Genomic DNA, 12,725 nt, shown 5'->3' with positions numbered 1-12,725 from the left:
CTAGATCCATTCCTCCAGCTCGAGCAGGGGACGGGGTCCGGGGGTGGGGGCCGGGGGCGCCGTGCGGGGTCGTTCGACCCAGTGGCGCGCCCGTCGGAAGACCGGGGCCGGAAGCGGAGCACGCCGGATCTCGCGGCCTTCCCGTTCGGCGTCCGTCGGACCGCGCAGGACGACGTGGCAGTTGGTCCCGCCGAAGCCGAAGGCGCTGATCCCGGCGCGGCGGACGCCGTCCCGGGGGCGCCAGGGCTCCAGCTCGGTCTGCGGGCGGAACGGTGACGCGTCGAAGCTGAAGCGGGGGTTGGGACGCTCGCAGTGCAGCGTCGGCGGCAGTGCCTCGTGGACGAGGGAGAGGATGACCTTGTGCAGTCCGGCCATGCCGGCGGCCATGAGCAGGTGGCCGACGTTCGACTTCACGCTGCCGACACCGCAGAAGCCGCGGTCTGCGGTGTCCTCACGGAACACCTCGGTCAGGGCACGCAGTTCGATCGGGTCTCCGATCATCGTGCCGGTGCCGTGGGCCTCGACGTAGGAGACGCTTCCCGCCGACGCCCCGGCCCGGTGCAGCGCGCTGCGGATGACCTCCTGCTGGGCGTCCGGGTTCGGGGTCGTCAGGCCCATCGTGCGGCCGTCGTTGTTCATCGCCGTGCCCTCGATGACGGCGAGCACCCGGTCGCCGTCGCGCAGGGCGGCGTCGAGGGGTTTCACCAGGACGGCCCCCACCCCCTCGCCCGGGACGAAGCCGTTCGCCGAGGCGTCGAAGACGCGGCAGGTCCCGTCGGGGGACAGCGCCCGGGCGGCGCTCAGCGACAGGTAGGGGGTCTCGTCCAGGATGAGGTCGGCACCGCCGACGACGGCCATCTCGCACTCGCCGGTCCGCAGCGCCTGGTGGGCCAGGCACAGGCTCGTCAGGGAGGACGAGCAGGCCGTGTCGACGACGAGGTTGGGGCCGCGCAGGTCGCGGAAGTGGGCGAGGTGGGCGCCGATGAAGTTCTGGTTGGTGCCCGTGGCGGTGGCCCGGCCGGGCACGGCGATGCGCGAGCCGTAGGTACTCGTGCCCGAGCCGACGAACACCCCGACCCGGCGGCCCGCGACCTCCTCGGGCCGGTACCCGGCGTCGGCGAGGAGTTCCTCGGCCGTCTCCAGGAACAGCCGGGTGAGCGGGTCCATGTGCGCGGCGTCGGCCTCCGGGATGCCGAAGTAGCCCGGGTCGAAGTCCTCGATGCCGTCGAGGAACCCGCCCCACTTGCTGACGCTCCGTCCCTCCCGGTGCTCGGGCGCGTACAGGGAAGCGATGTCCCAGCGGGACCGGGGCACCTCCCGGATGCCGGACCGGCCGTGCCGGAGCAGGTCCCAGAAGTGCGCGGCGGTGGGCGCGCCGGGGAAGCGGCCCGCCAGGCCGACGACCGCCAGCGGGAGGACGTCCGGCTCCGGCCGCCGGGCGGTGGACGGGACGGCCCCGGCAGGTTCGGCGGCTTCGGCGGCCCCGACGGCCGGCGGGGTGCGGTCGGCGGCGTCGGGGGCGGTGGACCGGCCGCGGTCCCAGCGGGCCAGCCCGTCCGGGTGCTGCTCGACCAGGTACCGGCTCAGCCGGGCCACGGTGGGGTGTTCGAGGATGACCGAGGGTTCGAGCGGGGCCCCCGCGAGCGTCTCCAGCCCGGTGACGATGGCGGCGATCAGGATGGAGTCGACACCGAGGTCGCTGAAGCGGGCGTCGGGGGTGATCCGGCCGTGCGCCAGCCCGAGTTCGCGGGCGAGGACGTCGGTGATGTGGGCGGCGCACCGCTCGACGAGCGTGCCCCCGGGGGGCGCCTCCCGGCGCTGCGCCTCCGCTCCGTCGGCCGACCGCTCGGGTTCCGTGGCCGGGGCGCCGAGGGGCGCGGGCGCGGGCCCCGGCAGGAGGGCCTCGGCCGCGTCGGGGCGGGCGTTGACGGCGACGAGGCTGGTGTGTCCGGTGGTGGCGAGCGCCGCGTCGAGCAGGGTCAGGCCCTGGTCCGGGGTGAGTGCCGCCAGGCCGTGGTCACGGTAGCGGCGGCTGGTCACCTCGCCCATGCCGATCCCCGACCAACTGCCCCAGTCCACGGCGATCCAGCGGGTGCGGGAGCCCCGCGCACGCTCCCGCCGGGTGGCGTGCGCCGCGTAGGCGTCCAGCACGGCGTTGGCGCTCGCGTAGTCGCTCAGTCCGGGAGCGAGGGCGGGGACGGCGGCGCAGACGGAGGAGTAGAGCACGACGAAGTCGGGTTCGTCCTCCCGCAGCGCCCGGTCCAGGGCGAGCAGACCGGCGCCCTTGGGCTCCCAGCAGTCGGTGATCTCCCGGTAGGACTTGTGCACGAAGGCGGGCGTGGGGGAGACCGAGCCCGCGCAGTGCAGGACCCCGGCGACCGGGCCGAACCGCGCGCGAGCGGCGGCGAGGAAGGCTTCGGTGGCGCCGGGGTCGGTGAGCGGGGTCTCGGGGAGCATGACCTCGGCCCCGGCGGCCTCCAGCCCACGGACCGCCGCCACGCGTCCGGCCCACCACTCCCCCGGCGCGTCCTCCGCCCACCGGGAGCGGCCGGGCAGGGTCCGGCGGCCGGTCAGCACGAGCCGCCGCGCGCCCTTCGCCACGAGCAGTTCGGCCGCCGCCAGGCCCAGTCCCCCGGTGCCTCCGGTGATCAGGTAGGGGCGGTCGGGACGGACGCGGAACGCGCCGAGGTGGCCGTCGGCGCCGGGGGCGGGGAGCGGCAGCCGTTCGAGCCGGGCGACGTGCCGCGCTCCCCCGTCGTAGCGCACGTCCGGTTCGCTGCCGGCGGCGTCCAGCTCGCGGAGGGCGACGGACAGCGGTCCCGGCGGCCGGTCGTCCGCGCTGCCGGGCCGGGTCGCGACGGTGACGGTCCGCAGTGCCGCGTACTCCGCGCCCAGGGCCCGGACGAGACCGGCCATCCGGGCCCCGGCCATCGCCTCCCCGGGGAGGGACGCGGACGCGTCCGGTTCGGGCCCCGCCTCCCCCCGGACGTGGACGACGCGCGGGGCGTGCCCACGGCGGTCGGTGGCCAGCACCCGCAGCAGGGCGACGCGGGCGGCCTCCCGGGCGGGGCCGGGGCCGCCCGTGGCGTCGACCAGGTCGATGACGGCGTCGAGCGGTCCGTGGGACGCCAGGATCCGCTCGGCCAGCCGTCCGCCGCCCTCGTGGTCGTCGAGGTCGAGCTCGAACTCGTCGGCGGAGAGCGCCGGGAGGGCGGACGGTTCGCGGAGGACCAGCCAGCGCACGTCCTCGGTCGCGGCCAGTTCCTCGACGAGTCCGATACCGGCTTCCCGTCCCACGAGGAGCAGGCGGGTGGCGGGGCCCTCGGGGGCCCGGAGCCCGGGCTGCGGCGCCGGCCGCCAGCGCCTGGCCAGGAGGTGCGGCGTCGGTTCCGCTTCCGGGGTCGCTGCGGGAGTTGCCGCAGGGGTTGCTGCCGGTTCCGGAGACGGCGCCGGGCGGGCGGGCGCGGGGCCGTCGGTGAGCGCCGGGCCGTGCGCCGTGGAGTGGTCGAAGGGGTAGGCGGGGAAGGGAACGCGGCGTCCGCCGGGGGTCCGGGGCAGCGTGACGGGCTCGCCCAGGGCCCAGCGCCGGGCGGTCCCGGCCAGCGGGGTGCGGTCCGGGGGGTCGTCGGACAGGCCGCTCTCGGTCGCGTACAGGCCCGGCGCCCGTCGGCCGTCCAGGTAGTGGTCGAGCCGGCTCACGGCCTGGTCGAGGTCGGCGGCGAGCAGGGCGAGCCGACAGGGCAGGGCGCTGCGCGCCACGCGCGAGGTGTGGGCGAGGTCGGCGAGCCGGTGGGGTGTCGCCGTGAGCGCCGTCCGCAGTCGGCGGGCGTACGCCCGCAGCCGGTCCGGCCCGTGGGCGGACAGGACGAGCAGGTGCTCTCCGGCGCCCTCGTCGGCCGGTGCCGGGACGGCCCGGGAGGGCGGTTCCTCCACGACGACGTGGGCGTTGGCGCCACCGAAACCGAAGGCGCTCACCCCCGCCCGCAGGGGCAGCGGACGCCCGTCCGGGTCCTTCGGCTCCCAGCTCCGCGTCCCGCGCAGGACGGTGAAGGGGCCGGCGGACAGGTCCAGGTGGGGGTTGGCGCGGTCCCCCGCCGCGTTGGGCGGCAGCGTGCGGTGGCGCAGCGCGAGCAGCACCTTGAGCAGGCCGGCCAGGCCGGCGGCCGACTCCAGGTGGCCGATGTTGGTCTTGACGGCGCCCAGGTGGCACCACGGCCCCTCCGCGGCGGCGCCGGGCCGGGTGAACGCCTCGGTCAGACCGGCCACTTCGATGGGGTCGCCCAGCCGGGTCCCCGTGCCGTGCGTCTCGACGTAGGACACCGTCCGCGGCTCCACCCCGGCCCGCCGGAGCGCCTCGGTGACGACCTCCGCCTGCGCCTCGGGGCGGGGTGCGGTCAGGGAGTGCGCGCGACCGCCGTGGCCCACGGCCGACCCCCGGATCACGCCGTGCACCTCGTCCCCGTCGCGCAGGGCCCGGTCGAGGGGTTTGAGGACGACGGCTCCGACCCCCTCCCCCCGGACGAACCCGTCGGCGCGCTCGTCGAACGTCCAGCAGCGTCCGGTGCCCGAGAGCAGCCCCGCCCTGCCGAGGGACTCGAACCAGACGGGGTTGAACAGGGCGTTGACGCCGCCCGCCACCGCCAGGTCGCACTCCCCGGCCTCCAGGGCGCACAGCGCGCGGTGCAGCGCCGTCAGCGAACTCGAACAGGCGGTGTCCACGACCTCGCTGGGACCGCGCAGGTCCAGCAGGTAGGAGAGCCGGTTGGCGATGACGGACTGCACGTGCCCGGTGATGGTGTGGCCGCCCACCTCCTCGGCGGCGCGGGCCAGGTGGTCGGCGTAGTCGGAGAGGGTGGCGCCGACGAACACGCCGGTGCGGCTGCCCGCGAGGCCGCGCGGGTCGAGGAGCGCGTCCTCCAGCGCGTGCCAGGCCGCCTCCAGGAAGAGCCGCTGCTGCGGGTCCATCAGCCGGGCCTCACGCGGCGGGATGCCGAAGAAGTCCGCGTCGAAGGCGAGGATGTCGTCGAGGAAGCCGCCGCGCGGCGCGTCCCCGGTGAACCGTCCCGCCGGTGCGGGGCCGACGAGATCACGGCCGTCCAGGAGATGACGCCAGTAGGTGTCCAGGTCCGGGCAGCCGGGCAGCCGGGCCGCCATCCCGATGACGGCCACGGGCCGGGGCCCTCGCTCCCCCACCGACGGCGCGGGCGTTCCGCCCGGTGCGGCGGGCTCCGGAGCGGGCGGGGGCTCCGGAGCGGGCCCCGGCGGGGCCGGGTCGGGGTCGGGGCGTGGCCCGGTTGCCGCGTCGCGGCCTTGGGCGGCGGCGATCGCGTCCCCGTACCGTGCGCACAGCGCGGAGGCCAGCGCGTCCACGGTGGAGTGCTGGAAGAAGGCAACCGGGGTCAGCGCCAGCCCGAAGCGGTCGTTGAGGCGGTTGGCGAGGTCGGTGAAGAGGACGGAGTTGAAGCCGTAGTCGCCGAACTCGACGTCGGCACGGACCTGTTCGGCGGGCACCTTGACCAGTTCGGCCGCCTCCGTCCGCAACAGGGCGCACAGCCAGGTCCGCAGGCCGTCGGCGGGCGGGCCGCCGGGCTCCGGACGGTCCGGCTGCGGGCCGGACGCCTCCGCCCGCACCGGAGCGGGTTCGAGGGCGTCCAGGGCCGTGGCGATCCGTCGCTGGTCACCCCGGGCGACCAGCACGGTGGGGGAACCAAGGCCGAGGGCGTCCCGCAGCGCCGTGAGGGCCTCCTCGGAGGTGATCGCCGCAAGGCCGGTGGTCGTCCCGGTGAGGCGCCGCACGGCGTCGGGCATGCGCATGCCGCCGTCCTCCCACAGGGGCCACACCATCGAGACCGAGGCGCCGTGGCGCAGCCCCCGGGCGACGCGGGCGGCCCGCTGCTCGGCGAAGGCGTCCAGGAAGCGGTTGGCGGCGCAGTAGGCGGCCTGGCCCGCGTTGCCGAAGGTGCCGACGAAGGAGGACATGAGGACGAAGAAGTCCAACGCGTCGGCGGCCGTCCTCTGGTCGAGCAGCACCGTCCCGGTGACCTTCGGCGCGAGGACGTCGCGGACGGCGTCCTCGGTCAGGTCCGCCAGCGGCGCGTCCCGCAGGACGCCGGCGGCGTGGACGACACCGTGCGGCGGGCCGAAGCGCCTCCGTGCGGCGGCCAGTGCCCGGCCCAGAGCGTCGGCGTCCGTCACGTCCGCACGGAGGTACAGCAGGTCGCCACCGGCGGCGCGGCACCGCTCGCCCAGCTCCTCCACCGCGTCCGGGGCGGCGGAGCGTCCCAGCAGCGTGACCGACGCGGCGCACGCGTCGGCGAGGTGGACGGCCAGCCGTCGGCCGATCCCGCCCGCCCCGCCGGTGATCAGGTAGTGCCCGCCGCGCCGGAGGCCGACGGGGCGAGCGGTGGTGGGCTCGGCGCGGCACCAGCGGCGCGTGCGGCGCTCCCCGCCGCTGTGGCGGACCTCCGTGGTGCCCCGGCCCGCCTCGGCCACCACGTCGGCGAGCGCGGGGGCCTGCGTGTCGGCCCCGACCTCCACGCGGACCACCCTGAACCCCGGGAGCTCGTGCGCCAGGGCCCGTCCGAGCCCGGGGACGACGGAGCTGTGCGGGTCGTCCTCGTCGGCCGGTGCCACGGACACGTAGGTGAGCGGGCCCCCGCCCGACGCGGCGCGCCGGGCCAGCGCGAGCAGCGTGGCGGTGGAGCGCTCCACGCCCTCCGCCACCGGTCCCCCGGCGCCGTCCAGTCCCCGGCGGTCCACCACGATCAGCTCGCCCGGGGCGGGGGGCGGGTCGTCCGGGCCGGTCAGGTGGTGGTCGGCCCCCGCGCTCCAGTCCCGGGGGCCGCCGATCACGACGACCGTCGCATCGGTGCCGGGTCGCTCCTCGGGAGCGGGGCGGGTCGTCCAGCGCGGCGTGTAGTAGGCGAGCGGCGCCGCGTCGGGCCGGGGCGCCGCGTCGGCCTGCGGGGGGACGGCCTGCGTGGGGACGGGGTCGGGGACGGGGAGCCGGTGGCGGGTGCGGGCGAAGGGGTAGCCGGGCAGGGGCACGCGGCGGCGCCCGGTGCCGGGCAGGACGGCCGACCAGTCGCAGCGCGCCCCGGCACACCAGAGCCGACCCAGCTTGTGCAGGTCGCCGCGCTCGGCCAGGCCGCGCAGCAGGCCGGTGGTCTCGGGCCCACCGTCGAGCAGGTCCGCCAGGTCGCGCCCGGCACCGGACCGCTCGAACGCCACCCCGGACAGCTCCCGCGCCGCCTCCTCGACGGTCCGGCCGGAGGCCGTCAACGCGTCGAGGACGTCCTGGAGGTGCCGCCGGTCGCGGGCGGGGAACGCGAGGCGGACGGCGTGCCGCTCCCGTCCCTCCCGCAGCGTGAACGCGACGTCGGCCAGGTCCTCGTCGGCTCCGGGCCCGCGCAGCCACGCCGCGAGCCGCAGGCAGACGTCCCGCAGGGGGGCGTCCTCCCGCGCGGACAGCACGATCAGCTCCGGCAGTGCCGGGCCGGGTCCCGCAGGCGTGCCCGGGCCGGTCGACGGCGGCTCCTCCACGACCAGGTGGACGTTGACCCCACCGGCGCCGAACGAGCTGATCGAGGCCCGGCGGGGCGCTCCGCCCCGGCCGGAGCGCCAGGCGGCGGCCTCGCGCTGGACCTGGAAGAGGCCGGCGTCGAAATCGATGGCCGGGTTGAGCCGCTCGGAGTGCAGCGAGGGCACCAGGGTGCCGTGGCGCAGCTGGAGCAGTACCTTGGTGAGCCCGGCCAGCGCGGCGGCCGCCTCGGTGTGACCGATGTTCCCCTTGATGCTGCCGACCGGGACCGCGCCGTCCGGACCGGGTGAGCCGAACGCCTCGGTCAGTCCGCGGATCTCGATGGGGTCGCCGAGCGCGGTCCCGGTCCCGTGCGCCTCGACGTATCCGATGGTGGACGGGTCGGTGCCGGCCCGCCGCAGCGCCGCGCCGATCAGCTCCGCCTGCGCGGCCGGGCTCGGCACGGTGAAACCGCTGGTGCGCCCGCCGCTGTTGGTGGTGACCGCCTTGATCACTCCGTGGATGTGGTCGCCGTCGGCCAGCGCGTCCTTCAGCGGCCGGAGCAGCACCGCGCCGACGCCCTCGCTGGTCACCATGCCGTCGGCGCCCGCGCCGAAGGGGCGGCAGCGGCCGGTGGGCGAGAGCATGCCCAGTTGGGCGTACTGGATCCGGCGGGCGGGGTGCAGGATGACGTTCACGCCCCCGGCGATCGCCGCCGAGACGGTGCCCGCCCGCAGGGCGTCGCAGGCGAGTTGGAGGGCGACGCCGGAGCCGGAGCAGGCGGTGTCCACCGCGATGCTGGGGCCGGTGAAGTCGAGGAAGTACGAGACGCGGTTGGCGATCTGGTAGATGTCGCTGTTGGGGTAGCGGCTGAGGCCGTCCAGCGCCGCGTTGGCGCTGAGCACGGCGTGGTCGGGGCCCATGGAGGCCACGTACACGCCGACGTCGCGGCCGAGGCTCGCCGCCGTGTGCCCGGCGTCCTCCAGCGCGTGGTAGGCGGTCTGGAGGAACAGCCGCTGCTGCGGGTCCATCGTCTCCGCCTCGCTCGGGGCGAGACCGAAGAACAGCGCGTCGAAGGCGTCGACGTCGTCGAGGAGCCCGGCGGCGGAGGTGTAGGTGCGGCCGGGGCCTCCGGCGGGGTCGACGAGGTCCGCGCGGCCCCACCGCCGCACCGCGTCCCCCAGGGACTCGGCGCCGGCCAGGAGGTTGCGCCACAGCTGGTCGAGGTCGGCGGCGCCCGGGTACCGCCCGGCGACGCCGACGACGGCGATGGCGTCCTCGGCCGCCGGAGCCGGTGCGCCGGGAGCGGCGCCGCGTCCGGCGTCCTGGGCGGACACCGGCGTCCGGGGGGCCTCGGGGCCGACCGGCTGCGCCGGGTCGGTCGCCCGCACCGGGTCGGTCGTCGGGCGCGGCGTGCGGGCCGACGGGGGGAGCACGGCGCGGGCGACGTCCCCCAGCGTCCGGTGTTCGAAGAAGAGGGTCGTCGGCAGCCGGCCGAAGTGCTCTTCCAGGGCGACGGTGGCGTCGACGATCTCCAGCGACTCCAGACGCAGCGACTCGACCGTGGTGTCCGGGCCGAGGTGCGCCGCCGTCCGCCGACCGGGCCGCGCCAGCACCGCGCACACGCGGTCCAGCGCCTCGGCCCACCCGTGGGGGGCGACGGCGTCCGCCGCCCGGCCGGCTCCGGCCTCCTCACGGGCGGCGGGCGCCGGGTCCCCGGCGACCGCCCGGTGCAGGGCCTCGGCGTCGACGAGGACACCGGCGAGGTCCGCGAGGGCGTCGAGCCTGGCCGTACCACCGGCTGGGGACGCCGTCGGTGCCGGGGGCGAGGTGCGATCCGCAGCGGGCCCGGTGGTGGGGTCCGGGGCGTCCTCCGGCTGGAACGTGACGCGCGCGACCTCCGCCAGCGGCGCGTGGTAGACGACCTCGCCCTCCGCCGACGCCGGTGACGCCCGGTGGCCGAGGACGGAGTCGAAGAAGGTGCGGACGGGCGTGTTGCGGGCCGTCGGCCGGTGCACCGCGGTGAGGTCGCGGCATCCGTCGTGTTCCTCGACGGCGGAGGCGACCGCCGCGAGGAAGGCGTGCTCCACGCCCCGTCCCAGGACACGGCAGCTCAGCAGGAACGTGTCCAGCGTCGCGGTGTCCCGGTCGCCGTCCGCCCCGGCCCGGGTGATCGCCACACCCACGAGGCCGTAGTCACCGAAGCGATCGGTGACGTCGGCGACCCAGCAGCGGGCCCCCTCCGCCAGCAGCGCGCCGAGCTGCGTCTCCGTCCTGCGCACCGGTGCGAGGTTGAACTGGTTGGTCCGCTGGGTGAGTTGCGCCACTCGCGCCAGCTGCTCCGGGGCCACGGGGCGCACGTCGACCCGCAGGTCGAGCCCCTTGATGAACTCGCTCAGCGTCGCGGTCGACTCGCGCAGGGCCGCACGCTCCCGGCCGGCGCGGTACATCACCGTCCGCCGTCGGTCCTCGTCCGTCACCTCCGCCTTGTCGAACGCCCACAGCCGGTCCAGGAACCCCGGCCACCGCGCGACGTCGGTGGGCAGGGTGAGCGCGAGCACCTCCGGGAGCTCGGCACGCACGGCCGCGACCTCGACGGGGTTGTCGTCGAGGAAGACGAAGGCGTCGGTGCCCAGGCCGAGTTCCTCGGCCAGCGCCCGGATGTTGCCGGGCTTGGGGTTCCAGTCGATCCGGCGGGCCGCCAGGTGTTCCGGGCGCAGCGGCATGTCGGGCCGGTGCGCGAAGACGGCGTCCACGTCCTCGGAGCTGTTCTTGCTGCACAGGCAGAGCAGGACGCCCTCGGCGTGCCGCTCCACGGCCCACTGCTGCAGTCGGCGGTGCGCGGACTCGATCTCGACGCCCCCGGCACCGTCCTCACCGCACACCCCCCGCCACAGGGTGTTGTCGCAGTCGAGCACGAGGACCTTGAACGGCGGGGCCAGCAGGGAGTGCGCCGTACGTGCCACGGCCGTCGCCAGGACCGTGCAGGCCGGCGGGGTGTAGGGGATGTGAGCGTGCTCCTCCCGTGCCGCGTCGTGGGGGCGCGGCACGGAGTAGGGGGTGCGCCAGTCCGGGCCGGAGACCAGGTGGACGCCCCGCACGTCCTCCAGCGCGGTCCGCACCCGCTCCTCGAGGGAGGAGAGCTCGTCCGCGTGCCGGGCGGCGGCCGTCGGGGAGGGCGGGCAGACCATCACGACGAGGGGCACGGCATCGCGTCGGGCCGCCGTCGTGGCGGCGGCGGCGAACTCCTCGGCCGTCCGCACGCCCCCGGCCCCGCGCGGCCAGTCCTCGAAGCGGAGCAGGATGACGTTGCAGCCGCCGACGTTGCGGGCGAACCCGCCCGCCGGGTCGAGGAGTTCCTGGAAGACCTGCCCGTAGGGCGAGAGCCGGACGGACAGGTCGAGGCCGAGCCGCCGCGTCCAGTGCTCCAGGGCGTCGCGCAGCGGTTCCGTGGTGAAGGTCGCGGCCACCGCCAGCGCCGCCCCGGCCCGTGCGGCGGGGCCGTCGCCGGGCGCGGACGGTTCCCGGGCCGGGGCGGCGGCCGTGGCGGGGGCCGGGTCGGCGGCGGGAGGCGCGAAGGCGTCGATGACCTCGGTGCCGCCCGGTGTGCCGCCCGGTGTGCCGCCCGCCACGATCCGGCGCACGATCGCGACCGCCGCCGTCTCCACCGGCAGCGCCTCCTCGGCGGCGGTGACGCTGTCGGCGAAGGTGGTGGCGAGCCGGGGCGGCCGGGCGAGCAGGCCGGACAGCGCCGGGTACTCGGTGACGGCGGCCCTCACCAGCCCCTCCACCGCTCGCTTGGCGGCGCCGTAGTGGCCCAGGCCGCGTGGTGGCGCGGTGGCGTAGGCGGAGGAGACGGCCACCACCTGACCGCCCCGACCCGCCACGTCCTCGGCGAACGCCGCGAGCGGTGCGTGCGCGAGCCGCAGGGCCGCCTCGACATGCGCGGCGGCCCGCGCCACGGCGGCCGGGTGCAGGTCCAGCGGCTGCGCCGGCGGCCCCGCGTTCAGCACCAGGAGCCCGACCGGCCCCTCGGTCTCGGCGATCCTCCGCCGTGTCTCCGCACACCACCGGGGGTCACCGACGTCGCCCTGGTGGAGGACCAGCCGCGCCCCGTCCGCGCCGAGGGCGGTGCGCAGTTCCTCGGCCTCGGCCGTGCTGTCCCGGAAGGCGACGTGCACCCGGGCACCGGCCAGGACGAGCGCGGCGGCCACGGCGGCGCCCAGACCCCGGCTCCCGCCGCTGACGAAGGCGGTCCGGCCGACGAGCGGCCCCGGCCCGGGATCACGGCCCAGCAGGGTGCGGAGCAGTTCCAGGGAGGGCGCGGTCCCCTCCCTGCGCACGTGGACCCGCAGCCCCACCCGGGCGCGCAGGTGACCGGCCGTCACCTCGCCCCGCAGGCGCAGCTGCCGGTAGCGCTCGTCCACCTCGGTGATCTCCCCACGGGCCCGGAAGGCCGAGCGCCGGGGTGCGGACTCCCCGTCGAGGTCGAGCCCGCTGACCAGGGCCGCGCGGCCGGGCGCCTCCATCCCCGCGAGTTGGCTGGCCCAGGAGAGCACGGCCAGGTGCTCGGTATCCAGGGCCCGTTCGGTGAGCCCCAGCCGGTCCGCCAGGGCGGACAGGGCCGGCCAGTCGGGGCGGTAGGCGGCCCCGACGGCCTGTCCCGGGGCGAGGCGGGCCCACGGTGTGCCGGCCGCCGTCCGCCGCAGCCGGGGGCGGGCGGGGCGGGCGGGGGCGTCCCGGAGGGTCCCGGGTTCCACCGTGGCCAGCACCTCGACGAGGTCCCGCCGCCCGTCCCGTAGACGCAGGACGAGGCGGCGCGGCGGCTCCGCCCCGCCCTCGGGGCCGGTGTCCTCGGGTCCGGTGTCCTCGGCCGACCAGTCGTACCGCTGGCCGGGCGTCACCGGGCCGCGGAACCGGGCGGTGAGCGAGGACACCCGCAGGTCGGTACGGGCGGGGCCCGCGGCGAAGAGCTTGAGCACGCACAGCGCGCCGTGGACGACCGGCCGGCCGAACGGCGTGCGACGCGCGTAGGCGTCGTCGACGTGCAGCGGGCTGGCGTCACCGCTCGCCTCGGCGAAGGCCCGGACCTCCTCCGGGGTGACGGTGAGGGTGCCCGTGACGAGGTGGGGGTTCATGCGGTGCTCTTCCTCTCCGGAGAATCGCACGTCCGCGCCTGGGGGCGGACTCCCTGCCGAGCGTGGGG

1 protein-coding gene is annotated in these 12,725 nt (G+C 77.0%); it reads right to left on the bottom strand.

Going from position 1 to position 12,725, the window contains the following annotated elements; genetic code table 11:
- Positions 1-12,657, bottom strand: a complete 12,657-nt coding sequence (locus V6D49_RS23240; protein ID WP_340562559.1) for an SDR family NAD(P)-dependent oxidoreductase — start codon at positions 12,655-12,657, stop codon at positions 1-3.
- Between the last annotated feature and the right edge of the window lie 68 nt (positions 12,658-12,725).

Origin of the sequence: Streptomyces sp. GSL17-111, assembly GCF_037911585.1 — a bacterium.
In the GTDB taxonomy this organism is placed as follows: Bacteria; Actinomycetota; Actinomycetes; order Streptomycetales; family Streptomycetaceae; genus Streptomyces.
The sequence above is the reverse complement of the archived record's forward strand: the minus strand, read 5'-3'. Positions and strand labels throughout refer to the sequence as shown.